Origin of the sequence: Actinophytocola sp., assembly GCF_009379765.1 — a bacterium.
Classification (GTDB): Bacteria; Actinomycetota; Actinomycetes; order Mycobacteriales; family Pseudonocardiaceae; genus Actinophytocola.
The window spans coordinates 1-24,840 of sequence record NZ_WHTD01000124.1 but is presented as its reverse complement, the minus strand read 5'-3'; the positions used below and the strand labels follow the sequence as shown (position 1 = coordinate 24,840).

Sequence of the window (24,840 nt, the reverse complement as noted above, 5' to 3'; positions counted from 1 at the left end):
GTTCGGCGCGCTGATGGCCGCGGGCACGCCGGTGCGCACGCTGGCCCGCGCGCTGCGGGCGGAGGCGGCGCTGCCGGCGCTGGTCGCGACGATCGGCGCGGGCGCGCTCGGCACCGCGGTCGGCGTGGGCCTGTTCGGCCTGGTGTCGGCGAGCGTGCCGACGTTCAGCCCGTGGCTCGCGGCGCCGGTCGCCCTGGGCGCGCTGGTCGCCCTGCTGGCGGCGTCGGTGTGCACGCCGGCGTTGAAGCGGGTCCGCGCGGAACCGCTGGCCGACGAATGAGCCGGGGGTCGGAGCCCGCGGCCTCGTCGCCGCGGGCTCCGAGGGCCCCTCAGCGCAGCGGGGCGAAGGTGCGGAGAGCGGCGCGGGCCTGCGTCAGGACCGGGCCGGCCTTCTCGGGCTCGCCGGTCCGCAGGAGGGCGGTGGCGCGGCGGACGGCGTCGGCCTGCTCGCGAACGCGGGAGATGTCACCGCAGGCGGCGCAGCGCACGAGGGCGGTCATCAGGTCGTCGGCCAGGTCCGGCGGGGCGGGCCCGTCGAGTCTCGGCAGCACGTTCTCGATGCCCGTCAGCAGATCGTGTCCGGCCCTCGGTCGGATGTCCGGCGTCGCGTCCTGAACTGCCATGACCCAAGCCTCTCCTTTGAAGCGTTCGATCGGTTGCGGCGTGTTCCCTCCACATTGGACCACCAAACCGAACGCCGCTCCACGACCCCCTGTCGAGTGACCCGGTGACCCTCAGGTGTAGCTCAAGCGGCCCACAGCAAACCCACAGGTAGCGGGCGCACGCTCGAAGTACCGACCTCCGGGAGGTGGCGCGATGGACGCCCGGCCCACCATGTTCAGCACCTGGCACACAGCCGGCTTCCTGGGCACCCGCTCGGTCAACGCCGACGCCGTCGCCTCACACTTCGACGCCGTCACGGGCGGCCTGGTGGTCGCGCTGGCCGACGGTGTCGGTGACAACGCCGCCGCCGCGACCGCCGCCTTGCTGGCCGCGACCGCCGCGGTGACCGTCCCGGTCGCCGACGGCCCGTCGGCCGCGCTGGTGGCCGCCCGGGCCGCGGTGCACGCGGACCCGTCGGCGGGTGACTGCGTCCTCGTGGTCGCGCAGCCGTTCGGCCTCGGCTACCGGATCGCCTGGGTGGGCGACGTCCGGGCCTACTCGTGGGACGGCCTGGCCCTGCGCCAGCTGACCACCGACCACACCGTGGCCCAGTACTTCCGCGACCGCGGCACCGCCGTCGCTCCGTCGATGGAGCACCAGGTCCTGACGAGCGTCCGCACCGCCCAGCCGACGAGGTTCGGCCTGGCGTCGCTGGCGATCCCGACCCGCCTGCTGCTGACGAGCGACGGCGTCCACAAATCCCTGCCCCACCCGACGATGACCGAGATCATCCGCTACGCCCGCGACCCGGCGACCGCCCTGGTCGAGGCGGCCAGGGCGGCGGGCGGCACCGACAACGCCACCGCCGTGGTGGTCGACAACGCCTTCCTCCCCCCGACCGGCCCGCAACCGTTGCTGCCCGTCGCGGCGTGACACCAAGCCCCTGATGAGGATGAGCCATTGCCGGCACGTTGCCCAGCGCGCCGCCGCGCGACCGCCACCGGAACTCGGAGAGCGCGTGCGCTTCGCCCGACAAGCCAACCGCCAGACGCAAGCCGTGGTGGCGGGGCTGAGCGGCATCACCACCGACTACCTGCACCAAATCGAACACGGCAGGAAATTGCCGACGCTGCCAGTTGTTGTGCGGTTGGCACGCGTGCTGCGGGTGCCGGTGTCCAGTCTCCTCGGAGAGGCGCTCGCGACAGCACTACAGCCGGCTCGGCCGCCAACTCCCAACCCTGATCACCAGGGTCGGGCGGCTCCAGCGTACGACCGGCGCCGACGGGCCGGGCGCCAGCCGTGAAGCCCAACGCCGCGCAGTTGACCTGTACGGCTTGGTGCGCACGGTGGCCAAGCGAGTGGGACGGATCGACCTGGCGCTGCTGGCGGCCGACCGTGGCGTTGCCGCCGCTGAGACCGCCGATGATCCCGTCCGGCTGGCCTCCGCCCGTTGGAACCTGGCGCATGTCCTGTTGGCACAAGGACAACCCGAGGATGCCGAGGGTGGCGGACGGCATCGCCGGCGGCCGGGACCGCGTTCGCGGTCGAGGTGTACGGCATGTGGGAGTACCTGCGGCACACCGCGCCGGGCCCCTTCCGCGACGGGCCTACGCGAGCCGCCCGGCGGTGGGCGCGGCACAGAGCGCTAGCGGCGCGGGTCGACGTGGATCTTCGGGGCCAGGCCCCACCCCGGGTGGCGGCGGCCGGCCAGCACGTCGGCCACCTCGTCCAAACCGACGGTCGCCGCGACCAAGGGGCGAGGGTCGACCGCGCCCGAGGCGTAGCGCTCGATCGCGCCCTCGATGCCGCCGGAGCCGCTCAGTACGCCGACCGCCGTGACGTCCTTGAACACCAGTTCGCGGCTGTCGACCGGGCTCGGCTCGCCCGCGATGCCGATGTACACCACCCGCCGGCCCGGCTCGACCAGCTCGACCGCGCGGGCCGGCAGGGTCGGGGCGCCGGAGGCGTCGATCACCGCGTCGAACGGCAGCGGGGGCAACGTCGACGCGGTCCAGGCCGACGCGAAACCCAGTGACCGCGCGAAGTCCAGGGACGCGGCGGCCCGGCCGAGCAGGTGCACCTCGGCCCCGCCGGCCGCGGCGAACCGGGCGCACAGCAGGCCGATCGTCCCCGGGCCGAGCACAAGCAGCCGGTCGCCGGGGGACAGCGCGGCGGCCCGGACCGCGCGGACCGCGTTCGCGCCCGGCTCGACCAGCGCGCCCGACACCGCGTCCACCGACGGCGGCAGCGCGTGCAGGGCGCGGGCCGGCACCGGGAGCTGGGCGGCGAGCGCGCCCGGCCAGCCGTTGCGGATGCCGATCTCGTACCGGTCGGCGCACAGGTGCTGCCGGCCGCCGAGGCAGCGCACGCAGTGGCCGCAGCCGAGCATCGTGTCGCCGGTGACCCGGCGGCCGACCCACCCGGTGTCCACACCGGACCCGACCGCGCCGACCACGCCGGCCCACTCGTGCCCGATCCGCATCGGGTAGGCCGCCTGACCGGTGTGCAGGTAGGACATGTCGCCGGTGAAGAACTCGGCGTCCGTGCCGCACACGCCGGCCCGCTCGACGTCCACGACGACCTCGCCCGGCCCGGCGACGGGCGCCGGCACGGAACGCACCTCGGCCCGCCCGGGACCGGTGATGACGAACGCGCGAACGGTAGCGTTGACCATGATCTTCCGGATAGTAGAACGGAAGGATGGACGATGCCGCTCCGCAGTGAGGCCTGGTACGGCGGCCAGGACCGCAACTCCTACATCCACCGGGCCTGGATGCGCCGCGGCGCGCCGAACGACGCGTTCGCCGGCCGACCGCAGGTCGCCATCGCCAACACCGCCTCCGACCTCACCCCGTGCAACAGCCACCTGAACGAGGTCGCCGACAGCGTCCGGCAGGGCGTCTGGGACGCGGGCGGCGTGCCGCTCAACCTCCCGGTGGTCTCGCTCGGCGAGACGAACGTGCGGCCGACCGCGATGCTCTGGCGCAACATGGCCGCGATGGCCACCGAGGAGATGCTGCGGGCCAACCCGATCGACGGCGTCGTGCTGCTCGGCGGCTGCGACAAGACGATCCCGTCGCTGCTGATGGCGGCCGCGTCGGTCGACCTGCCCGCGGTCGTCGTGCCCGGCGGTCCGATGCTCACCGGCACCTTCCGCGGCACCCCGCTCGGCTGCGGCACCGACGTGTGGCGGCTGTCCGAGGAGGTCCGGGCAGGCACGCTGTCGGCGGAGGCGTTCCTCGAGTCCGAGGCGTCGATGATCCGCAGTCGCGGGCACTGCAACACGATGGGCACCGCGTCCACCATGGGCCTGCTGGCCGAGGCGCTCGGCACGACCCTGCCCGGCACCTCCGGCACGCCCGCCGCGGACAGCAGGCTGCTCGCCCGCGCGCACGAGACCGGCCGGCTGGTCGTCGACATGATCGCCGCCGAGCGCCGGCCGAGCGAGGTGCTCACCGCGGGCTCGTTCCGCAACGCGATCGTCGCGCTGGCCGCGCTCGGCGGGTCGACCAACGCGGTCGTGCACCTGCTCGCGATCGCCGGCCGGCTCGGCGTCCCGCTCTCGCTCGACGACTTCGACCGGATCGGCGCGGACGTGCCGCTGCTCGTCGACCTGCAGCCGGCGGGCCGGTTCCTCATGGAGGACCTGCACCGCGCCGGCGGTCTGCACGCCGTGCTGGGCCAAGTGGTCGACCTGCTCGACCAGGACGCGATCACCGTGACCGGCCGCCCGCTCGCGTCCCACCTGGGCGACGCGCCGATCTGGGACCCGGAGGTGATCCACACCCGCGGCGCGCCGCTGCGGCCCGACGCGGGGATCGCCGTGCTGCGCGGCAACCTGGCCCCGAACGGCGCGATCATCAAGCCCGCCGCCGCGTCCGCGCACCTGCTCACCCACCGCGGCCGGGCGGTCGTGTTCGACTCGGTCGAGGACCTGCACGCCCGCGTCGACGACCCGGATCTCGACGTCGACGCGGACTCGGTGCTCGTGCTGCGTGGCTGCGGCCCGCGCGGCTACCCGGGCATGCCGGAGGTGGCGAACCTGCCGCTGCCGCGGAAGCTTCTGCGCGCGGGCGTGCGCGACATGGTCCGCGTGTGCGACGGCCGGATGAGCGGCACCGCGTACGGGACGGTGGTGCTGCACGTCGCCCCGGAGGCCGCGGCGGGTGGCCCGCTCGCGAAGGTCCGGACGGGCGACCGGATCACCCTGGACGTCCCCGGCCGGTCCCTCACCGTCGATCTCCCGGACGCGGAGCTGGCCGCCCGCGAGCCCGCGCCGGCGATGACCGAGGCGCTCGCCCGGCCGCGGCGGGGTTGGGAACAGCTCTACGTGAACACGGTGACCGGCGCGGACACCGGCGCCGACCTGGACTTCCTCGTCGGTGCCAGCGGCCACGCCGTGGCCCGCGAGTCCCACTGACGACCCGCGAGTCCAACGTCGGGAACCCGCGAGTCCAACGCCCAGGACCCGCGAGTCCAACGTTCCGGACCCGCGAGTCCAACGTTCGGAGCCGCTCAGTTCGGGGCTGCGGGTGGGTTTGGTGTGGTTGTCGGGTCGCGAGTGTTGGACTCGCGGGTCGCGAACGTTGGACTCGCGACGTTGCCGGGGCTCCGCCTTATCGGAGGGGGAACTCCACGCCGTGCTCGGACTCCGGTCGCGGACCGAAGATGCGCCGGTCGGACTCCTCGATGGGCAGGTCGTTGATGCTGGCCTCGCGCCGCTCCATCAGCCCGTTCGCGTCGAACTGCCACAGCTCGTTGCCGTAGCTGCGGTACCACCGGCCGTCGGCGTCGTGGCACTCGTACTGGAACCGCACGCCGATCCGGTTGCCGTCGAACGCCCAGAGGTTCTTGCGCAGCGCGTAGTCCAGCTCGCGCTCCCACTTCCGGGTGAGGAAGGAGACGATCTCGTCGCGGCCGGCGACGAACGTGTCCCTGTTGCGCCACACCGAGTCCACTGTGTACGCCCCCGCGACGCGCGCTGGGTCGCGGGTGTTCCACGCGTCCTCGGCGGCCTGCACCTTCTTCAGCGCGGTCTCCCGGGTGAACGGCGGCAGCGGCGGGCGGCTCTCGATCATGGCAGTCCTTCGCGACGAGGAGAACGACGGTTCTCTGGTACCGTAGAGAACTGTCATTCTCCGAGTCAAGGGGCTGGACATGGAGGTCGAGGTCGCCGAGGCACGCGCCCTGGACGCGGCCGAGGCGCTGTTCTACGGCCGCGGCATCCACGCGGTGGGCATGGCCGACGTCCGGGACGCGGCGGGCGTGTCGCTCAAGCGGCTCTACCAGCTGTTCCCCAACAAGGAGCGGCTGGTCACCGCGTTCCTGCGACGCCGCGACATCCGCTGGCGCGACCGGCTCGCGGCACACGTCTCCCGCCGCGACGACCCGGACGAGCGGATCCTCGCGGTGTTCGACTGGCTGCACGAGTGGTTCGGCGAGCCGACCTACCGGGGCTGCGCGTGGGTCAACTGCTTCGGCGAGCTGGGCGCCACCTCCCCCGCGGTGGCCGTCCTCGCGCGCGAGCACAAGGACGCGGTGCACCGGTACCTGGCGACCCTGGTCGCCGACGCCGGCCGGCCCGCCGCGCTCGCCGACCACGTGATGCTGCTGGCCGAAGGCGCGATGACGATCGCCGCGATCTCCGGCTCCCCCGCACCCGCGCACCAGGCGAAGGCGGCGGTCGCCGCACTGCTCGACCGGTAAGGCGCGGAGTTGCCGAACCACCCGAAATACGCGCTGGTCGAGGTCGACGAGAACACGGCGAGCAACGCCACTCGCACCGCTCGATCGCCTTCCGCGAGGTCAACCTGCCCTGGATCCGAGGTGGCGTCGGCGAGCCGAACCGCGCCGGCTGAGCCGACCCGCGCCAGCTGCCGCTTTCATCCCCTTTCACGTGGGTCCGGTTCACCATGCCTTAGTCTGCTCGCCGCCTGACGTTCACAAGGAGGCCGGCATGGTGGCCAGCGTTGAGGATCTCGACCGTACGGTGACCATCGACCGGTCGCGGGTCGTCCGATGGCGCAAGCTCGGTTGGTGGGTGCTCGGCGTGACCGTCGCGCTCAACGTGGCCAGCATGGCGGTGCCGGCGCTCATCGACCACCCGCTCACCACCGGGCGCGGCGAGATCCGGGTCTACCTCGACGTGTTCTCCGAGGGCAACCTGCCGACCTGGTGGAGTGTGGGTCTGCTGGTGATCGCCGCGGTGTGCCATGCCACCGCCGGCGCGCTCGCGACCGGGCGGCGGGTGCGTGGCGCGTGGACGTGGTTCGTCAGCGCCGGGATGCTCGGCGTGCTCTCGCTCGACGACCACACCTCGCTGCACGAGCGGCTGGAGCGGATCGGCCGGCAGTGGGTCCACTTCGAGCGCTTCCCCGGCTACTGGCTCGTCCCCGGGATCATCGCGGGCGTGCTCGTGGCGGGCGCGCTCGGGCTGCTCGCGGCGCGCCTGTCCGGCCTCGCCCGCTGGTGCATGATCGGCGGCGTCGTCCTGCTGCTCGGCTCGGCCATGGGGATGGAGGCCGTCCAGGGCCTGCTCGTCGCCGAGGGCGAGAGCGGGCCGATCTACGTGCTGGTCCTGCACATGGAGGAGCTCGGCGAGAACCTCGGCGTTCTGCTGATGATCGCCGCCGCGGTGCGCTCGGTGACGATCACCGGCCAGGGCGGCCGGTTCGGCCTCGAGTACGTCAGCGCGGGCGCGACTCGACGCGACTGAGCGGTGTTGGATCGTCGCCGCGCAGCGCGTCGACGAGCGCGCGGATCGCCTCTCTCGCTTGGCGCAAGCGCTTTCCCGAGACCCCGGCGCGCTCGAGGACCGCGGCGCGGCTGTGCTCCGAGCGCGCGAACAGGTCGCCGACCGTCTCGCGACCGTCCTCGGTGAGCCCGATCAACGGTGATCGAACGTGGTCGGGGTTCGGCGTGGCCTCGACGTGCCCACTCGCCAGCAGGTCGGCGACGACCCGCTGGACGCTCTGCGGCGCGAGCCCGAGCCGGCGCGCGGCGCCGGGGACGGTGCGCGGGCCGTCGGACAGGACGCTGAGGACGTGCCAGCGCGCGGCGGTCTGGCCGGCCTCGCCGGCGAGCTTCTCGCTGGTGCGCCGGGAGGTCCCGGCGAGCTCGTACACGTCGGCGATCAGCAACCGGTAGGCCTCGACGTCCGTCATAGATGACAGCATACTGTTATTTTGCCAGTATGCTGTCATCATGATTCTGCGAACCTGGCGCGGCTGGACCGCGACCCCGGAGGCGGCCGACGCCTACGAGCACCTGGTGAACGGCACGATCGCCCCGGCGATCATGCGTCGCCGCATCCGCGGTCTGCGCGACCTGAGCGTGTTCCGCCGCCCCGACGCCGACGGCGACACCGAGTTCCTCACCGTCATGACCTTCGACGGCTGGCCCGCGGTCGAGGAGTTCGCCGGCCAGGACCCGACCGCGGCCGTGGTCCCGAAGGAGGCGCGCGCCCTGCTCTCCCACCACGAGGAGCACTCCCAGCACTACGAGCTCCTGCACCGTCACCCTTAAGGCATGGCGGTGAAGAGCCGGATCAGCTCCGCCCGCGAGCTGATCCCGACCTTCTTGAACACCTTCCGCAGGTGGTAGTCCACCGTCCGCGGGCTCAGGAACAGCTGCGCGGCCACCTCACGGTTGGTGGCCCCCTCCCCCACGGCCATCGCGATCCGCAGCTCCTGCGGGGTCAGCGACGCCAGCGCGGCCGGCTCGCCCGAGCCCGAGCCCGAGCGGCCCGGCTGGTGGAGCAGACGCTCCGCGCGTACGGCCGGCTCGACTTCGCGGTCAACAACGCCGCGGGCGGCGGGCACCTCCCGATGCCGCTCGCCGACGTGCCGGTCGAGGACTACGACAGCGCGTTCGCGGTCAGCCAGCGCGGGGTGTTCCTGTCGATGAAGTACGAGATCCCGGCGATGCTGCGCGGCGGAGGCGGCTCGATCGTGAACATGGCCTCGACCGCGGCGCTGCACCCGGTCGCCGGGCTCGCCGGGTACGCGTCGGCGAAGTTCGCCGTCGTCGGCCTGACCCGGGTGGCGGCGCTGGACTACGCGGCGAGCGGCGTCCGGGTCAACGCGCTCGCCCCCGGCCCGATCCACACCGAACAGCTCGACCGGGCCGGCCCCGAGGGTCTCGCGAAGGTCGCGGCCGGGGTGCCCGTGCACCGGCTCGGCCGGCCGGCGGAGATCGCGGCGGCCGCGGTGTGGCTGTGCGGCGCGGACGCGGGCTTCCTCACCGGCGCGACGATCCCGGTCGACGGCGGGCTGGTCGCCGGCATGCCGCCGTTCGCCAGGGGACGGGCGGGCTGATCGGCGACCGGTGACTTCGCCGATGGGCGCGTGCCGCACCCGTGGCAAGGTTGGCCTGGGCCACGACTCAGGAGGACGCCACGATGCTCGCCGGACGGCTGGAGATCTCGACCCGCAAGTTCACGGTCCGCGAGGTGCCCGTACCCGAGCCGGGCCCCGGCCAGGTGCGGATCCGGGTGCGCGCGGCCGGTGTGTGCCTGTCCGACGTGCACCTGATCGACGGCAGCCTCACTCCGCCCTTCCTCGACGGCGACGAGGTGACCCTCGGCCACGAGGTCGCCGGCGAGATCGACGTGCTCGGGCCGGGGGTGCTGGCGCCGTGGCAGGTCGGGCAGCGGGTCGTGCTGCAGGCCGGCGAGCACTGCGGGCGCTGCCCCAACTGCGTGCGGTCCCGCCAGCCCTGCGTGGCCGTGCGGACCCGAGGCGTCGACTACGACGGCGGGTGGGCGGAGTACGCGCTGGCCAGCCACCACACGCTGGTCGCGATCCCGGATGAGCTGCCGTTCGAGCAGGCGGCGATCGTGCCGGACGCGGTGTCCACGCCGTGGGGCGCGGTCGCCATGCCCGGCAAGGCGGCGGCCCCGGGACGGCCGGCCGGGGTGTGGGGCGTCGGCGGCCTGGGCGCGCACGCGGTGCAGCTGCTGCGGCTGGTCGGCGCGGCGCCGATCATCGCCGTCGACCCGCTGCCGGCGGCCCGCGAGCGGGCGCTGGAGTTCGGTGCGGACGCAAGCCTCGACCCCGCCGCGCCGGACCTGCGGGAGCAGGTGCTGGCGCTCACCGGCGACGCGGGCCTCGACGTCGCCTACGACATGGCGGGCGTCGGCGCGGTGCGCGAGCAGGCGGCGCGCTGCCTGGGCATCGGCGGGCGGCTCGTGCTCGTCGGGCTCACGCCGGAACCATTGGCGCTCAAGGACTCGATCGGGCTGAGCTTCCGCGGCCAGCAGATCATGGGCTCCTACGGGTCGGGGCCGGGCGCTGTGGAGCAGCTGATCGAGCTGGCCCGGTTCGGCCGGCTGGACCTGAGCCGGTCGATCTCCGCGACCATGCCGCTCGCGGAGGCGGCCGACGCGGTGGCGCGGCTGGCCGACAAGACGGGGAACCCGATCCGGATCATCCTGGTCCCGTGACCCATCCGGTCGTGTCGCTGCTGTCGACCCGGGCCGCGGCGGGCTCGCGTGCGGACGGGAGCCGGCTGGCGCTGGTCGTCGAGGGCGGCGGGATGCGCGGCGTGGTGTCGTCGGCAATGACCGCGGCGATTGAGGACCTGGGGCTGTCGCCCTGCTTCGACCTCGTGGTCGGCACGTCGGCGGGCGCGCTGAACGGGGCGGCGCTCCTGGCGGGCGTGGCGGGTGGGTGCGCGCGCGAGTACGCGGAAGGGTTCGCGGGCCGCGAGTTCATCAACCCGCTGCGGCTGCTGTTCGGCCGGCCCGCGGTGGACGTGGAGTTCACCCTCGACTACAGCTCCGACCACCTCGACGCCGGCCGGCACGCCCGGGCCCTGGCCAGCGACATCGAGCTGCACTGCGTGGCGACCGACGTCGGCACGGCGTCCCGCGGCGTGCTCACCGGAATGTCCACACTGGACGAGCTGCGGGCCGCGCTGCTGGCCACGAGCCGGCTGCCGTGGATCGGCGGCCGGCCGGTGGTCTTCCGCGACCGGCGCTGGCTCGACGGCGGCCTGGTGGAGCCGGTGCCCGTGCCGACCGCGCTGGAGGCGGGCGCGACCCATGTCCTAGTGCTGCTGAGCCGGGCCCGCGGCCGCGTCGCGCCGGCCGGTGGCGGGCTCGGCGACCGGCTCGTGGAGCGGCGGCTGCGCGCGTTGAACCCGAACCTCGTGACGGCCTACCGCCGCCGCAACGCGGAGGCCGCGGCGATGCTCGGCACGGTGCACGAGGCGGCGGACTCCGGGTCCGGACCGCCGTACCTGCTGGCCGTGGCTCCGTCGCCGGACGCGCCGGAGCCGTCCCGCCTGGAACGCGACAGGGACCGGCTGCGTGCCGCGGCCGCCGCCGCGCACCGGCGGACCCTCGACGCGCTGGCCCCGGCGGGTGTCTCGCCGAGACCGCCCTGCTGATCAGCCGGTCAGGACCGCGATCGCGCCGCGTCCGCGGCACCGCCGCATCGACCGGGGGTCCGAAGCGTTGGACTCGCGGGTCCTGGGCGTTGGACTCGCGGGTCCGGAACGTTGGACTCGCGGGTTCTGGCGTGAGTGTTCAGTCGTCCTTCTCTGCCGCGGACCTCGTGGCCAGCGGAACGGCGGCCGAGCGGACCAGGCCCAGCTGGACGGTCTGGCGGCCCAGCGTCGCGTCGAGGAGCCAGTCGATCGCGGTGCGCACGCGGTTGCCGGGCATCGCCAGCAGGTGGTACGCGCGGGTCACGGCCTTGGCGACGAAGCCGGACAGCGGGATCCGCAGCGGGTTCGCCGCCGCCTGCTTGCCGCCGAGGTCGACGACGAAGCCGAGGTCGTGGTGCTTGTAGCGGCGGGTCTTCCCGTGTCCCAACGAGGCGGCGACGTTGTGGCCGGCGAGCACGCCCTGGCGCTGGGCGTGCTGCGCGGTCATCGCGGTGATCTCGCCGGGCCGGGTGAGGTCCGGCACGGCGGCCGCGTCGCCGCACGCGAACACCTCCGGGTGGCCGGGCACCACCAGCGTCGGCTCGACCACCAGCCGACCCTTGGTGGTCTCCAGCCCGGACGCGGCGACCAGCGGGTCCGGCCGCACCCCGACGCACCACACGAGCGTCCGGGACGCGACGACGTCGCCGTTGGTGAGCTCGACGCCCTCGTGGGTGGCCTCGCGCACCGACGTCCCCATCAGGACCTCGACGCGGCGGTGCCGCAGCACCCGGTCGGCGGCGCGCCCGAGCCGCGGGCTCAGCTCGGGCAGCACGCGGGGTGCGATGTCGAGCAGCAGCCAGCGCATCCGCTGTCCGCGCAGCTCGTGGTGCCGGCGCATGATCGCCTCGGTGAACAGCGGGCCCTGTGCGGCGACCTCGGTGCCGGTGTAGCCGGCGCCCACGACGACGAAGGTGCACCGGGCGTCGCGCTCGGCCGGGTCGTCGGTGGCCGCGGCGAGCTCGACCTGCCGGATCACGTGGTCGCGCAGGTAGAGCGCCTCCGCCACGCCGCGGAAACCGTGCGCGTGCTCGGCGACGCCGGGGATCGGAAGCAGCTTGTTCACGCTGCCCGCGGCGAGGACGAGCCGGTCGTAGCCCAGCTCGCGCTCGCCGCCCTCCGGATCGGTGTAGGTGATCGTGCGCTCCTCCAGCGACACCGCGGTGACATCGCCCTGCGCGAGCCGCACCCCGGGCAGGGCCGCGGGCAGCGAGACGGTGACCCGCCGGGGGTCGATGACCGCGGCCGCGACTTCCGGCAGCAACGGCAGGTAGAGGAAGTAGTCGGTTCGGTTGACGAGCACGATCTCCGTGTTCGGGTCGTGCGGCATGGCCTTGCGCAACGCCTTTGCGGCGTGGAAACCGGCGAACCCGCCGCCGACGACGACAATCCTGGTGACGATCCGGACCATGCTCAGTACGGTGCCACGCCGGAGGCCAACCGGCGCAACGACTTCTCCAGGAGTTGTTGGATGTGTCGCCACAGTCCGGGGCCGAGCGAGATCCTGGCGACGCCGAGCGCGCCGAGCGTCTGGAGGTCCGGACCCGCGGGCAGGTAGATCGCGTTCACCGGGGCCGGGCGCACCGCGTCCACGAACCCGGTGAGCACATCGGTCTCCCGGATCAGGATCGGGTAGACGCAGTCCGCGCCGGCCGCGAGGTAGGCCCTGGCCCGCTCGATCCCCTCGTCGAGGACCGCGCGCTGGTCGGCGGCCCGCAGGAACACGTCGACCCTGGCGTTGATCACGAGCTCCGGCGCGGCGTCGCGCAGTGCCGCGACGCGGTCGGCCTGCTCCGAGGTGTCCGCGAGGCCCCCGGCCCCGTGGTCGGTGTCCTCGATGTTGCAGCCGACCGCGCCGGCCTCGGCGAGCCGCTCGGCGAGCTCGCCGGCGGGCAGGTCGTAGCCGCTCTCGACGTCGACGGTCACCGGCACGGACACCGCGCGGGCGATCCGTGCCGCGGCGGCGAACATCTCGCCCGGCGGCGCACCCTGGTGGTCCGGATGGCCGAGCGACTCGGCCACCGCGGCGGAACCCGTTGCCACGACGGGGAACCCGGCCGCCTCGACGAGGCGTGCGGAGGCCGCGTCCCACACGTTGGGCAGCAGCAGCGGGTCGCCGGGGACGTGCAGGGCACGCAGCCGGGCGGCGGTCACTTCGCCCGCCGCGGGAGCTTCGTGTGGCTCGGAACGGCGATGCGGTTCCAGGAGTTGATCACCAGGATCATCCAGAGGACCGCGCTGTACTGGTCCTCGGTGAACGCGGCGGTGGCGCGCTCGTAGACGTCGTCGGGGACGCCCTGGGTCTGCGAGAGCCGGGTGACGTGCTCGGTGAGCTCGAGCGCGGCGCGCTCCTGATCGGTGAACAGCTCCGTCTCGCGCCAGGCGTCGAGGACGAACAGGCGGCGCGGGTTCTCGCCGAGCTTGACCGCGTCGGCGTTGTGCATGTCGAGGCAGAACGCGCAGCCGTTGATCTGCGACGCGCGGATCTTGACCAGCTCGACGAGGAGCCTGTCGACGCCGGCGTTCGCGGCGGCCTTCGCGACGTCGTCGGCCCAGGACCTCATCGACTGGTACAGGTCCGGCAGCGCTTCGATGATGTTGATTCGGTCGGTCATGACATCAACGCTAACCTCGACCTGCCCACGGGTATGGTCCAGCCACATGGCGGAATCGTGGTCCAGTTCGGTCGACGCGCACCTGGACTGGACGCCCGGCTCCGGGCGCGCCGGCCTGGCCGCCGCGGTCCGCGCGGCGATCCGCGACGGTCGCTGGCAGCCGGGGGCGGTGGTGCCGTCGACCCGCGCGCTCGCGCACGATCTCGACGTCGCCCGCGGCACGGTGACCAGGGTGTACGCCGACCTCGCTGCGGAGGGCTACCTGCGGACCGCGCAGGGTGCGCCGACCCGGGTGGCCACGGCCGGGGCGTCACCGCTGCCCGCGCCGGTGCCGGCCACGGAGCCGGCGTACCGGTGGACGTTCCGACCCGGCCGACCCGACCCGTCGCTGTTCCCGCGCGACTTGTGGCTCGCCGCCACCCGTCGGGTGCTGTCGCACGCGCCCAACCAGGTGTTCGACTACGGAGAGGTGCGCGGCTCGAACGTGCTGCGGGCGACGCTCTCGGCCTACCTCGGGCGGGCTCGCGGGGTGCTGGCCGACCCCGCGCGGATCATCGTCTGCTCCGGGTTCAACCACGCGATCGGCGTGCTGGGCCGAGCACTGCGCGAGGTGGGGATCACCGAGACGGCGTTCGAGGACCCATCGATCGGCCGGTTCCGGACCGTCGCTTCCGCGGCGGGGCAACGGGTCGTGGGCGTGCCGGTGGACGCGTCGGGTCTCGTCGTGTCCGAACTGGACAGTCCGGCGGTGGTGGTGACGCCCGCGCACCAGTTCCCGCTGGGCGTGACGATGGCCCCGGCCCGGCGCACGGCGCTGGCCGGTTCGGGCGCAGTGGTCATCGAGGACGACTACGACGGCGAGTTCCGCTACGACCGCCAGCAGGTCGGCGCGCTCCAGGCGCTGGCACCCGAACGAGTGATCTACGCGGGCACGGCGAGCAAGAGCCTGGCCCCGTCGCTGCGGCTGGCCTGGCTGGTGCTGCCCCGTTCCCTCGTGGATCCGGTGCTGGCCGCGCTGACCGCCGTCGGCGCGCAGCCGCCGCTGCTGCCGCAGCTGGTGCTGGCCGACCTCATCAGCTCGGGTGCCTACGACCGCCACGTCCGCCGCTGCCGGCTCGAGTACCGCGACCGCCGCGACCGGCTGGTGGCCGCGCTGCCCTCGCACCTGACCCCGGAAGGAATCTCGGCCGGCCTGCACCTGGTGCTGCGCCTGCCGTCGTCGGTGGAGGCCGGGCTCCCGGCGGCGGCCCGCCGCCACTCGATCGCGCTGGAACGCCTGAGCCCGATGTGGATGCGTGCGGTCGAGGAGCCGGGCGGCATCGTCGTCGGCTACGGCGCCGCGGCCAAGAACGCCTTCACCGGCGCCCTCCGCGCGTTCCTGTCGATGCTGGGTGAGCTGACCTGAAACCGTTGGCCCGCAAAGTCGCGAGTCCAACGTTCGCGACCCGCGAGTCCAACACTCGAGACCCGCGAGCCGAGGACCCCAACCGCGAGCTCGCGGGTCCGGAACCGGGGACACGCGGGTCAGGAACGGGGGACTCGCGGGGTTCTGGGGGGTTCACGCTCGCGCGCGAACGCGAACCTCGGATGGCAGCCCCCACCCTCTCCGGGGGCACCCCGATTGGGTCAAGTCTATCGGGGATGGGGCGGGGAAAGGTTGGTGGCGCGGTAGCTGTGGACAACCTCGCCAACTGTGGACAACCTCCCGACCGCTGCGCGCACCGGCGGCCGCTGTCAGTAGGCGCGGGTAGGGTGCCGTTCCATGTCTACGGATGCGCCCGAGCCTGATCGAGCGGTGGATGCGGCGCGCCGGCTCAAGTTGTATGCCTACCTGGATGCGCGCGAGCACCGGCGCACCTACCTGGCGATCATGCGGCTCTTCGCCTCGACGCTGCTCGCCGACCTCTCCGCGGGGGAGGTCTCCGCGGCCATCGCGCGCGCCGAGCGCAAGGGCGAGGTCGCCGCGGGCGAGTCGCGGGTCGAGACGGTCATCGCGCGGCTCAAGCAGCTCGTCGAGTGGGGCAACCTCGTCCCGGGCCGCCGCGAGGTCGTCGCGTCGAGCATCGCCGAGTTCCAGCACGGCAGCGTCCGCTACCAGGTCAGCAAGCTCGGCGTCCGCGTCCAGCGCTCGGTCGACGAGCTGCTCCGCGTCGCCGAGGGCGCCCGCGAGGTCTCCCGCGAGCTCCTCCCCGCCATCTCGACCGGCCTCGACGAGCTGCTGGAACGACTCGCCAAGGCCAGCCTCGAGCACGGCCGCGACCCCGGGTCGAAGGCCACCCAACGCGCGGTGGAGCGGCTCGCCGAGCAGGTCACCACCCTGTTCCTCCAGCACGGCGAGCTCGCCGCCACCGTCCGCGACTTCTACGCCTACCTCGGCCAGGTCGTCACCCGCTACCACCTCATGGCCGACGAGATCTCCGGCTTCCGCAACCTGCTCGTCGAGTACATCCAGATGGTCGTCGAGGACGTCCTGCGCTACACCCCCACCATCGCCCGGGTGCTCACCCGCGCCGAGTTCGGCGGCGCCGTCCGCCAGCTCCTGGCGCTCCTCACCCCCGCGGGCTCGCTCGGCGCCGACATCGAGCGCGCCCGCGGCCGCCGCGCCGAGGACTGGACCGAGCTCACCGACTGGTTCGTCGACAGGCCAGGACGCCCCAGCCAGGTCACCGCGCTGCGCGAGGCCACCGCCCGCGCCATCGGCACCCTCCTCGCCACGGTCAAGCGCGCCACCTCCGGCGGCGGCCCCGAGCCGGGCAGGCGCGCGGAGCTCCTGCGGCTCGCCAAGTGGTTCGACGAAGCCACGCCCGACCAGGCGCACACCCTCGCCGCCGCCGCGTTCGGCCTCTACCCCTCGCGCAACCTCCTTCCGGCGCCGGAGCACGACGGCGACGACGAGCGCACCCCGTGGGCCGACGGCCCGGTACTCGACATCACGGTCAGCGTCCGCGGCCGGGGCGACCGCGGCGCGCGCGGCCGCACGTCCCGCATCCTCGACGACCCGCTCGGCCGCGAGCAGCTCCTCGCCGAGGCCCGCTACGCCGACGCCCGGCACGCCGACGCACTCGCCGAGCTGGTCGCCGCTCAGGGCCGGCTCGACCAGGTCACCCTGTCCCCCGGCGCGCTCGGCACCCTCTGCGGCCTGCTCACCGACGCCATGGCCCAGCGCGAGCGCGCCACCGACTCCGGCGAGTCCGGCGACCCGGTCGGCGGCCTCAAGCTCACGATCCGCCCCGAGGCCGGCCGCACCCAGAAGATCCACACCCACGGCGGCGTGCTCGAGCTCCAAGACACAGCGGTCGAGGTGTCCCGTTGAGCGAGCGCGCGACCGAACCCATGCCACAGCCCGACCGCAAGCGGAACGAGCCAATGCCACGGAGCGAGCCAGTGTCACGAGCCCATGAGTGGGCCGCCGGTGTCTGGACTGACGAGCAGCGCAGCGAGCGAGGCACGAGTGAGTGAGCAGCGCAGGAGGGAAGACACCGGGTGAAGGCCCACGAACCGCGAGCGGAGCGAGCCGATCCAGCACAGTGGGCCGCCGGTGTCTGGACTGACGAGCAGCGCAGCGAGCGAGGGACGAGTGAGTGAGCAGCGCAGGAGGGAAGACACCGGGTGAAGGCCCACTCACCGGCGAGCGAAGCGAGCCAATGCCACAGAGCGAGCCAATGTCACAGAGTGCTGACGTCCTCGACCGGCTCGGGGAGATCGACCAGGCCGACGTCGTGCGCTGTGCCCGGGTGCTGCTGCGCCGCCCGCTCCTGCGCACCGGCGGCCCGGAGGCCGAGCTCCTCCCCCTCGTCCACCGGCACCGCGCCACGCTCACCGAGCTCTTCGCGGGCGTCCTCGGCTACCGGCTCGTCGTCGAGCGCCGCTTCGCCCGGCTCTACAAGGCCGGCCCCGGCAACGACCCCACCCGCGGCGAGCCGTCGCTGACCCCGCGCGGCTACGCCTACCTCGCGCTGTCGCTGGCCGCGCTCACCACGGTCGGCCGGCAGACGCTGCTGTCCCGTCTCGTCACCGACATCCGCTCGGCCGCCACCCAGGCCGGCATCGAGGTCACCGACGACCTCGGCGACCTGCGGGCCATCGCGTCCGCGTTGCGCCACCTCGTCTCGCTCGGCGTCATCACCGAGACAGAGGGAACGGTCACCGAGGACGAGGCCCTGCTCACCGTCGACACGTCGCTCCTCGGCCAGCTCGTCACCGGTCCGATCGGCTCCGCGGGGTCGGCCACCGAGCTGGTCACGCTCGCGGTGCGGCCCGGGCCGCGCGGCGTCGAGCACACGCTGCGCCGCCGGCTCGTCGAGCACCCGGTCACCCACTACGCCGACCTCACCGAGGAGGAGGGCACCTGGCTGCGCCGTCGCGCGCGGTCGGAGTCGCGGCTGCTGGAGCGCTGCTTCGGCCTCGCGACCGAGTCGCGGCTGGAGGGCATCGCGGTCACCGACCCGGAGGACTACCTCACCGACATCGCGTTCCCGGGCCAGTCGACGGTGTCCCGGATCGCGCTGCTGGCGCTGCCGCGGCTCCTCGCCGCCGGCCCGGCCGAGGGCGGCTGGGTGCCGACCACCACCGAGCGGGTCGCCGAGGCCTGCACCGAGCTGGTCGAGGCCTACCCGACGGCGTGGTCGAAGCAGGTCGTGGCCAGCGTGCCGCGGCTGGTGGACGACGTGCTGCACCTGCTGGTCGCCCTCGGCCTCGCCCGGCAGGCCGATGATCACTGGCTGATCAGCCCGGCAGCGCACCGTTGGCAGCCCGAGCCCGACGCCACCCCGCGGCACCAGGGCGGGGAGCCCGGCAGCGACATCACCGACGAGCCCGACCAGGAACCGTTCGTTCCCGGCTGGTCGCTGTTCGATGACGAGGGGGGAAGCTCATGAGGTGGCGGCTGCATCGCGGCGGAGTCGTCAACGTCTGGCAGTACTCGGTCGAGGAGTTCGACCTCTCCGGCGGCCGCGCGATCTTCCAGGGCACCAACGGGTCCGGCAAGTCCCGCACGCTGGAGCTGCTGGCGCCGCTGTGCCTGGACGGCGACCTGCACCAGATCGGCTCCAAGGGCTACGACACGGTCAGCATGCGCAGGCTCATGCTCGACGACTACGCGGGCGGGCCCAACCGGATCGGCTACGCCTGGCTGGAGCTGCGCCGCGAGGTCGACGGCCGGGTGGAGTACCTCACCTCCGGCATCGGCATCAAGGCCTCCGCGACCTCCCAGCAGATCAACGACTCCTGGCGGTTCGTCACCGAGGCACGCGTCGGCCACGACTTCGAGCTCGTCGCCGACGGCACCCCGGTCGGCGCCACCGCGCTGCGCGACCTCCTGGGCGCGGACTGCCTGCACGACGAGGAACCGTTCCGCGCCAAGATCTCCGAGCTGGTCTACGGCATCCCGGCCGCCCGCTACGCCGACCTGCTCCATCTACAAAGGACACTGCGCAACCCGGACGTCGGGCTCAAGGTCCTGGAGGGCCAGCTGGAGCAGATCCTGGCCGACTCGCTGCCACCGTTGGACCCCGCGGTCGTCGAGCAGCTCGCGCAGTCCTTCGAGGACCTGGAGTCGATCCGGGACAACATCCGCGCGCTCGCTGCCGCGGACACCGCGCTGGGCCGGTTCCTCACCGGCTACGCGGGCTACGCCTACGGCGCGCTGCGCACCGCGGGCCGCCGCGGCGGCGACGCGGCCAAGGAGCTGGCGGCCGCGCGCACGGAGATCACCAAGCTCGTCACCCGGCTGCGGGACGAGGAGGCCGCCGCCGAGAAGTCCGAGACCGAGGTCGCGCAGCTGGCGGAGCGGGAGATCACCCTGGAGGGCCGCATCGACGACCTCAAGTCCAGCCCGCTCTACGACAGCGTCCGCGACCTCGCCGACCGCAAGCGGGTCGTCTCGGCCGCCCGGCAGGCCGCGGTCAGCGCGCTGCGCCAGCTGCGCACCCAGCGCGAGCACACCGAGCAGCTCGTCGACTCGGTGCTCGCCGAGCAGCTCCGCTTCGCCGACGACACCGCGCAGGCCACCGAGCTGGCCGCCACCATCCGCGACCGGACGCGTGCGGCCGGCCTCGACCCGGCGCTGTGCCCGACCGTGCCGGAGCTGCCCGCGCTGGCGGCCACCGAGGTGCACGAGACCGGGCGCGCCACGCTCGACCCCGAGGCCGCGCCGGTCGAGGTCACCCGGCGGGTCCCGCCCGCGCTCGATCCCGATGCGCTGCACGCGGCGTTGCGGGCGGCCGCCGGGCAGGCCACGCGCGGCGCGCGCGAGCTGGGTGAGCGCTGCGCGATCACGTTGTCGCTGCTGGAACGCGCGCGTGAGCTGGCCGCCGAACGCGACGACCTCGGCCGCCGCCAGCAGCAGGCGCGGGCCGCGCAGCTCGTGGCCACCGAGGCCGCCGGCCGGCGCAACGAGTCCGCCCAGCAGCTCGACGACGTCGCGCACACGTGGCACGACAAGGTCACCAGGTGGGCCGCGGGCATCCCGCGCACCGAGGAGACCGCCGAGATCGCGCCGCCATCGCCCGCCGCGCTCGTCGCCGACCAGGACGCCGCGCGGCACGCCACCGAGCGGGCGCACGCCTGGCTGCGCGGCCGGCTGCCCGCGCTGCACGCCGAGGTCGGCCGCACCAAGCACCTCGTCGACGACATCGATCGCCGGCTCGCCGCCGCCACCGGCGAGCTCACCGCCCTGCGCTCCGGTGTGGACACTCACCCGGACCGGCCGGCGTTCGCCACGGCGCAGCGGGATCCGGCCACGGGTGCGGCCTTCTACCGGCTGGTCGACTTCGCGTCCGATGTGGACACCGCGGCCCGCGCGGGCTGCGAGGCGGCGCTGGAGTCCTCCGGCCTGCTCACCGCGTGGGTCACCGCCGACGGCACCCTCGCCGACGCCGCGGCCGCCGAGCTGACCGCCATCGCCGACTCGGCGGCGCCCGCCGGACCCACGTTGAGCGCCGTGCTGGTGCCGGCCGTGCCGCCGGACTCCCCCGTGCCACCCGAGGTCGTGGCCCGGCTGCTCGACCGGGTGGCGCTCGGCGAAGGCCCGGGGCTCGCCGTGTCGACCGACGGCCGGTGGCGGGCCGGGGTCCTGGCGGGTGCGATGACCAAGCCGGCGGCGGAGTTCGTCGGGGCCGGCGCCCGGGAGTCCGCCCGCGAGCGGCGGATCGCCGAGCTGGCCGAGACCGCAAGCCGGCTCACCGGCGAGCGCGACCTGGCCGACGCGGCGCTCGCCACCGCCCGCGAGCACGCCGCCGCCTGGGAGCGGCACATCGACGACCATCCCGACGACCGCGCGCTGCTCACCGCGCACGTCACGCTGCGCGGCGCCACCGGGGCGGCCGACGACGCGGCCGGCCGGGCCATCGCGGGTCGCGAGGCGCACACGGCGGCCGCCGACCGGCACCGGTCGAGGCAGGACGCGCTCATCGCCGACGCGCGCGCGGCCGGCCTCGACGCGGCCGTGGACTCGTTGCAGCGGGCCAGAAGCTCCGCGCTCGACGCGCGCACCGCCGCCGACCAGCTCGTCACGTCGCTCACCCGGCGCTGCGCGGGCGCGGTCGACACGCTCGCGAAGGCCGTCGCCAACCACGCCAGGGCGGCCGAGGAGCTGGCCGAGGTGTCGGCGGGCGCCGAACGCGCGTGCCTCGACTTCGCCAACGAGTCGGCGGGCTACGACGAGCGGGTGCGGGCCATCGGCGGCGCCGCCGAGCAGCTCGAACGCGACCTGGCCGCGGCCGAGGAGGAACGCGCCGGGGTGCGCCAGCGGCTGCCGGGCGCGCGGCAGCAGGCCACCGACGCGCGGGTCAAGGCCGGCAAGACGCAGACCCAGATCGACACGCGCGAGGCCAGGATCGACGAGCTGGCCGAGAAGGAGACCGTTGCCCGGCAACGGTTCCGGGCCGCGCTGGCCACCGACGGCGTGTGGTCGGCGGCGGTCGACGTGGCGATGCCCGACGATCCGGCGGAGGCGTACGCGGCAATGAGCGCCGCGCCACGCGAGGCGGTCGGCGAGGACGCGGTACTCGCCACCCTGCAGGCGTTGCAGACCGCGCTGGCCGGGAGCCACGACGTCGTGGCGCAGCGGTCGGCGGACATCCTCACGGTCACCGTCACCGGCGCGCACGGACCGCAGCCGGTCGCGGTCGCGGCCCGTGAGGTGGCCGGCCGCCTCGGCACGCAGCGGGACCTGCTGTCCGAGGAGTACCAGTCGATCTTCGACGCGTTCATGCTCCGGGACCTCGCCGAGAAGCTGGCCGCGCAGATCGCGGTCGCCGACGACCTCTGCCGGCGCATGAACGAGACGCTGGACGTCGCCCGGTCGAGCCAGGGCGTACACGTCCAGCTCGACTGGCAGCCGGCGCCCGACCTCGACGACGCCATGCGCGAGGCCATGTCGCTGATCCGCACCCCGTTCGCCAAGCGCGGCCCCGGCGAGGACGAGCGGCTCCGCACGGCACTCACCAACCGCATCACCGCCGAGCGCGACGGCCATTCCGGCGACTACGCGGAGGTGCTCGGCCGGGCACTGGACTACCGCTCGTGGTACCGCTTCACCGTCCGCGTCCGCGACGACGGCCCCGACGGCGCACCCCGGACGCGGCGGATGCGCCAGCTGTCCTCCGGCGAGACCCGGCTCATCTCCTACGTGACCCTGTTCGCCGCGGCGTCGGCGTTCTACGACGCGGTCGGCAGCGGCGCCGAGCGCCCACCGGCGCGCCTGGTGCTGCTGGACGAGGCGTTCGAGCGCCTCGACGAACCGACGATCGCCCGCATGCTCGGACTGCTCGTGGACCTGGACATGGACTGGATCATCACCTGGCCCAGCGGCTGGGGCCTGTCGGAGAAGATCCCGCGAATGCACATCTACGACGTGCTACGCCCCAAAGGCGGCCGCGGCATCGCCTGCACCCACGCGATCTGGACCGGCAACACCCTCACCGAACAGGACTAACGCGCATACCGCACGGCGAGGGCCGCCACAGTGGTGGCCATCCGGCGGAGGTCGGGGCAGGGTAGCGGCTCGGTGCCGACCGCGGCGGCCACGGCGTCGGCGGTCTGGCGGGGCTCGGCAGACGAGGGCTGGTGTAGAACTGGACGATGGGCTGGCCGGCGAGGTGCTCGGCTCGTAGTCGGTCGGCAAGGCGCGCGGCTTGCTGGGCACCAGTCTGGGTGAGGCCGCCGCAGGTGTCGGCGGCGAAGATGCCGGCGATGTTGCAGCGCTTCGGCGTGGCGCACCAGCAGGACTTCACACCTCATCGGCCGGAAGGGCCGCCCCCGTCTCCGCGAAGGTGACGGGGGCGGTCTCGGCTCGTTCAGCGGTCGAGCCGGCCGGTCTTGACGACGCTGAGGAACGTTGTGGCTTCCAGGCCGGTGAGAACGAGGCGGTGATCGTTCGCCGCTCCGAACGCCGTCTTGGAGTCACGCACCTCGGCCCAACCGGACTGCTGGGCAACCTCTACGCAGCTCTGGTTTGGCTGACTGAAGGTGGCCTTGTGAAAGTCGGACTCGGTGAATGTTGGTCGGGTACTGCTCATCTCTGCGGACTCCCTTGGGGACTTCGGGTTCTACTGGAAATCGCGAGCTACTTCGCGCATGAACGTCCGAGACTCCTTGAAGCTCAGTGCCGCCGTGGACATGCGCGTCCACGCTTGCTCGCGCTTGGCCAGGGCCTTCTTGTCATCGAGGTAGCGTATCTCTGTGTCATCCTCGGTGTAAGCCAGTTCGAGCGGCCCGGCAGCGCCGGGCGACGGGATGTGCAACAGGATGAACCGCGTGCCGATCGGCGACCTGCGGCCAGGCGGCGCGTTGAACGGCATCACCTGAACCATGACGTTCGGCCGGTTGGACAGCTTGATCAGATAGTTGAGCTGTTCGCGCATGACAGCCTCATCGCCCCAGACGCGACGGAGACAGGACTCGGACAGCACGAAGTGCACGGTCGGCGGGTCTGCCTTGTCGTAGATCCGCTGGCGGGCCAGGCGGGCCTGCACGCGGTCGTCCAGGGTCACGCCGTCCTCGTCTGGCAGGTCGGCATGGAGCGCTCGGACGTAGGACTCGCACTGCACCAGCCCCGGCATCACCTCGACCTCGCAGTAGCGGATCCGGTCGGCGTGGTTCTCAAGATCGATCAGAAGTCGGGTGTCCTCGCTGTAGGCGCGGTTGTAGCCCATGGTCCAGTAGCCACGCTTGTGGTTGTCGCGTCGCAACTCCAGTAGCGCGGCCTGATAGCCACGGTCGCCGAAGCCAAGGTGGTTGGCGAGCTTTTCCAGGTCGCCGACCGAGATGACGCCGACGCCGTTGATCAGGCCGGTCATGCGAGACGGACCCGCCTCGATGATCGCGCCCGCCTCCTTCTGGTTCGTGCCCGCGACGGAGATCATGTGCTCGATCTCCTTGCCGAGCAGCCACTTCCGAGCTGTGCGGACCGGTGCTCCCATGGCTGTGACGATTCCCTTCTGAACATGGGAGCGCGCTGCCGAAGCTCCGACATCGCGCTCCTGGCTACGTAGCGTATCGCGCAAAGACCACCCAGATGCGCGCAGGCTAAGCTTGCAATTCGAGCTTAGACGTACCAGACTCAAGCTGCCAGGATTAAAGCGTGACACTACACCCCGCCAGCAATGGGTCACGCACAGGTCTCCGAGAAGGGAGCAACGAGCATGACTACGGGCTGTATTCGGTTCTCCTGGGTGACCGCGCAGTCGGACGGCACCGAGCACGCCGTCACCGATGAGGCGCACGTGGCCGGCATGGAAGCAGGGGACGGCTTCTACGACGCGATGTGCGGCGTCCGCTTCCTTGACGCGATGGCCGGTGTCCCCAGCAGTCAGTGCTCGGTCTGCCGCGCGGTTCTGGTGGCTCGTCGCTCGCTGCGCGACTTCGACGAGCGGATTAGCCGGCCAAGCTGGTTCGCCCGGCTGTTCTGTCACCGCAAGCAACCGGTAGGCGTGGGTAGCGAAACGACGAGTACCCCAGACGCGCCCACGTCTGCCGGTCCCCAAGACCCGCCGGCAGGTGCGGACTGTGCTCCCTCGGAGCCCGCGCCTGCCGGTTCTCCCCGTCGTCGGGGAAGGCACGCGGCATGAGCGAGCTTGCGAGCGAACCATGGATACAGGGCGACCGCGAGCGGCTCGACCGAGCCTGCGAGGGGGAGTCATGAGCGAGCGTGCGAGCGAACCATGGATACAGGGCGACCGCGAGCGGCTCGACC

23 protein-coding genes and 1 pseudogene are annotated in these 24,840 nt (G+C 73.3%); 14 read left to right on the top strand and 10 right to left on the bottom strand.

Going from position 1 to position 24,840, the window contains the following annotated elements; all coding sequences use genetic code 11:
- A pseudogene (locus GEV28_RS30230) lies at nucleotides 1–280 on the top strand (ABC transporter permease); the annotation flags it as partial.
- Between the two features lie 49 nt (nucleotides 281–329).
- On the opposite strand, the gene GEV28_RS30225 reads toward GEV28_RS30230, so the two are convergent.
- A complete protein-coding gene (locus GEV28_RS30225) occupies nucleotides 330–623 on the bottom strand; it encodes a hypothetical protein (RefSeq protein ID WP_291415864.1) in 294 nt (97 codons plus the stop codon).
- Nucleotides 624–816: 193 nt separating this feature from the next.
- On the opposite strand from GEV28_RS30225, the gene GEV28_RS30220 reads away from it, so the two are divergent.
- A complete protein-coding gene (locus GEV28_RS30220; RefSeq protein WP_291415863.1) occupies nucleotides 817–1,536 on the top strand; it encodes a serine/threonine protein phosphatase in 720 nt (239 codons plus the stop codon).
- A gap of 13 nt (nucleotides 1,537–1,549) precedes the next feature.
- A complete protein-coding gene (locus tag GEV28_RS30215) occupies nucleotides 1,550–1,906 on the top strand; it encodes a helix-turn-helix domain-containing protein (RefSeq protein WP_367115225.1) in 357 nt (118 codons plus the stop codon).
- Nucleotides 1,907–2,248: 342 nt separating this feature from the next.
- Here the strand turns inward: GEV28_RS30215 and GEV28_RS30210 are convergent, their stop codons facing one another.
- Nucleotides 2,249–3,277, bottom strand: coding sequence for an alcohol dehydrogenase catalytic domain-containing protein (locus GEV28_RS30210; protein WP_291415862.1), 1,029 nt, complete (start codon nucleotides 3,275–3,277; stop codon nucleotides 2,249–2,251).
- Between the two features lie 33 nt (nucleotides 3,278–3,310).
- Here GEV28_RS30210 and GEV28_RS30205 point away from each other — a divergent pair, with 33 nt between their 5' ends.
- The gene (locus GEV28_RS30205) at nucleotides 3,311–5,023 is read left to right on the top strand and encodes a dihydroxy-acid dehydratase (protein WP_291415861.1); all 1,713 of its coding nucleotides are present in this window, start codon (nucleotides 3,311–3,313) and stop codon (nucleotides 5,021–5,023) included.
- 196 nt (nucleotides 5,024–5,219) lie between these two features.
- On the opposite strand, the gene GEV28_RS30200 is transcribed toward GEV28_RS30205, so the two are convergent.
- Entirely contained in the window at nucleotides 5,220–5,681 is a 462-nt protein-coding gene (locus GEV28_RS30200; protein WP_291415860.1) for a nuclear transport factor 2 family protein, read from the bottom strand.
- Nucleotides 5,682–5,760: 79 nt separating this feature from the next.
- On the opposite strand from GEV28_RS30200, the gene GEV28_RS30195 reads away from it, so the two are divergent.
- Both GEV28_RS30195 and GEV28_RS30190 read left to right on the top strand, forming a co-directional pair.
- Entirely contained in the window at nucleotides 5,761–6,309 is a 549-nt protein-coding gene (locus GEV28_RS30195; protein ID WP_291415859.1) for a TetR/AcrR family transcriptional regulator, read from the top strand.
- A gap of 250 nt (nucleotides 6,310–6,559) precedes the next feature.
- Nucleotides 6,560–7,318, top strand: a complete 759-nt coding sequence (locus tag GEV28_RS30190; protein WP_291415858.1) for a hypothetical protein — start codon at nucleotides 6,560–6,562, stop codon at nucleotides 7,316–7,318.
- On the opposite strand, the gene GEV28_RS30185 is transcribed toward GEV28_RS30190, so the two are convergent.
- A complete protein-coding gene (locus GEV28_RS30185; RefSeq protein ID WP_291415857.1) occupies nucleotides 7,290–7,766 on the bottom strand; it encodes a MarR family winged helix-turn-helix transcriptional regulator in 477 nt (158 codons plus the stop codon). The two genes, GEV28_RS30190 and GEV28_RS30185, sit on opposite strands and share 29 nt — an antisense overlap.
- 40 nt (nucleotides 7,767–7,806) lie before the next feature.
- Here GEV28_RS30185 and GEV28_RS30180 point away from each other — a divergent pair, with 40 nt between their 5' ends.
- The gene (locus GEV28_RS30180) at nucleotides 7,807–8,127 is read left to right on the top strand and encodes a hypothetical protein (protein ID WP_291415856.1); all 321 of its coding nucleotides are present in this window, start codon (nucleotides 7,807–7,809) and stop codon (nucleotides 8,125–8,127) included.
- Here GEV28_RS30180 and GEV28_RS30175 read toward each other — a convergent pair.
- Nucleotides 8,124–8,423: a helix-turn-helix transcriptional regulator gene (locus tag GEV28_RS30175; RefSeq protein ID WP_291415855.1), complete on the bottom strand. Its 300-nt coding sequence runs from the start codon at nucleotides 8,421–8,423 to the stop codon at nucleotides 8,124–8,126. The genes GEV28_RS30180 and GEV28_RS30175 overlap by 4 nt on opposite strands.
- Here GEV28_RS30175 and GEV28_RS30170 point away from each other — a divergent pair.
- From GEV28_RS30170 to GEV28_RS30160, 3 genes are all read left to right on the top strand, one after another.
- Complete coding sequence (locus tag GEV28_RS30170; RefSeq protein WP_291415854.1) at nucleotides 8,355–8,918, top strand: SDR family oxidoreductase; 564 nt, start codon at nucleotides 8,355–8,357, stop codon at nucleotides 8,916–8,918. The two genes, GEV28_RS30175 and GEV28_RS30170, sit on opposite strands and share 69 nt — an antisense overlap.
- 83 nt (nucleotides 8,919–9,001) lie before the next feature.
- Nucleotides 9,002–10,045, top strand: a complete 1,044-nt coding sequence (locus GEV28_RS30165; RefSeq protein ID WP_291415853.1) for a zinc-binding dehydrogenase — start codon at nucleotides 9,002–9,004, stop codon at nucleotides 10,043–10,045.
- Nucleotides 10,042–10,992, top strand: coding sequence for a patatin-like phospholipase family protein (locus GEV28_RS30160; RefSeq protein ID WP_291415852.1), 951 nt, complete (start codon nucleotides 10,042–10,044; stop codon nucleotides 10,990–10,992). The genes GEV28_RS30165 and GEV28_RS30160 overlap by 4 nt, the downstream gene beginning before the upstream one ends.
- Nucleotides 10,993–11,131: 139 nt before the next feature.
- Here GEV28_RS30160 and GEV28_RS30155 read toward each other — a convergent pair whose 3' ends face one another.
- The 3 genes from GEV28_RS30155 to GEV28_RS30145 are packed head-to-tail and all read right to left on the bottom strand — an operon-like array spanning nucleotide 11,132 to nucleotide 13,646.
- Nucleotides 11,132–12,442, bottom strand: a complete 1,311-nt coding sequence (locus GEV28_RS30155; protein WP_291415851.1) for an FAD-dependent oxidoreductase — start codon at nucleotides 12,440–12,442, stop codon at nucleotides 11,132–11,134.
- 2 nt (nucleotides 12,443–12,444) lie between these two features.
- Nucleotides 12,445–13,185, bottom strand: a complete 741-nt coding sequence (locus GEV28_RS30150; protein ID WP_291415850.1) for an isocitrate lyase/phosphoenolpyruvate mutase family protein — start codon at nucleotides 13,183–13,185, stop codon at nucleotides 12,445–12,447.
- On the bottom strand, nucleotides 13,182–13,646 hold the full coding sequence (locus GEV28_RS30145; RefSeq protein WP_291415849.1) for a carboxymuconolactone decarboxylase family protein: 465 nt from the start codon (nucleotides 13,644–13,646) through the stop codon (nucleotides 13,182–13,184). The genes GEV28_RS30150 and GEV28_RS30145 overlap by 4 nt, the downstream gene beginning before the upstream one ends.
- Before the next feature lie 46 nt (nucleotides 13,647–13,692).
- On the opposite strand from GEV28_RS30145, the gene GEV28_RS30140 reads away from it, so the two are divergent.
- The 4 genes from GEV28_RS30140 (at nucleotide 13,693) to GEV28_RS30125 (ending at nucleotide 22,581) form a co-directional block, all read left to right on the top strand.
- Nucleotides 13,693–15,051: a PLP-dependent aminotransferase family protein gene (locus tag GEV28_RS30140; RefSeq protein ID WP_291415848.1), complete on the top strand. Its 1,359-nt coding sequence runs from the start codon at nucleotides 13,693–13,695 to the stop codon at nucleotides 15,049–15,051.
- 357 nt (nucleotides 15,052–15,408) lie between these two features.
- The gene (locus GEV28_RS30135; RefSeq protein ID WP_291415847.1) at nucleotides 15,409–16,959 is read left to right on the top strand and encodes a TIGR02677 family protein; all 1,551 of its coding nucleotides are present in this window, start codon (nucleotides 15,409–15,411) and stop codon (nucleotides 16,957–16,959) included.
- A gap of 349 nt (nucleotides 16,960–17,308) precedes the next feature.
- On the top strand, nucleotides 17,309–18,523 hold the full coding sequence (locus GEV28_RS30130) for a TIGR02678 family protein (protein ID WP_291415846.1): 1,215 nt from the start codon (nucleotides 17,309–17,311) through the stop codon (nucleotides 18,521–18,523).
- On the top strand, nucleotides 18,520–22,581 hold the full coding sequence (locus GEV28_RS30125; protein WP_291415845.1) for a TIGR02680 family protein: 4,062 nt from the start codon (nucleotides 18,520–18,522) through the stop codon (nucleotides 22,579–22,581). Before GEV28_RS30130 ends, GEV28_RS30125 begins: the two co-directional genes overlap by 4 nt.
- 361 nt (nucleotides 22,582–22,942) lie before the next feature.
- On the opposite strand, the gene GEV28_RS30120 is transcribed toward GEV28_RS30125, so the two are convergent.
- Both GEV28_RS30120 and GEV28_RS30115 read right to left on the bottom strand, forming a co-directional pair.
- The gene (locus GEV28_RS30120) at nucleotides 22,943–23,164 is read right to left on the bottom strand and encodes a DUF397 domain-containing protein (protein WP_291415844.1); all 222 of its coding nucleotides are present in this window, start codon (nucleotides 23,162–23,164) and stop codon (nucleotides 22,943–22,945) included.
- Between the two features lie 30 nt (nucleotides 23,165–23,194).
- The gene (locus GEV28_RS30115; protein WP_291415843.1) at nucleotides 23,195–24,067 is read right to left on the bottom strand and encodes a DUF5753 domain-containing protein; all 873 of its coding nucleotides are present in this window, start codon (nucleotides 24,065–24,067) and stop codon (nucleotides 23,195–23,197) included.
- Between the last annotated feature and the right edge of the window lie 773 nt (nucleotides 24,068–24,840).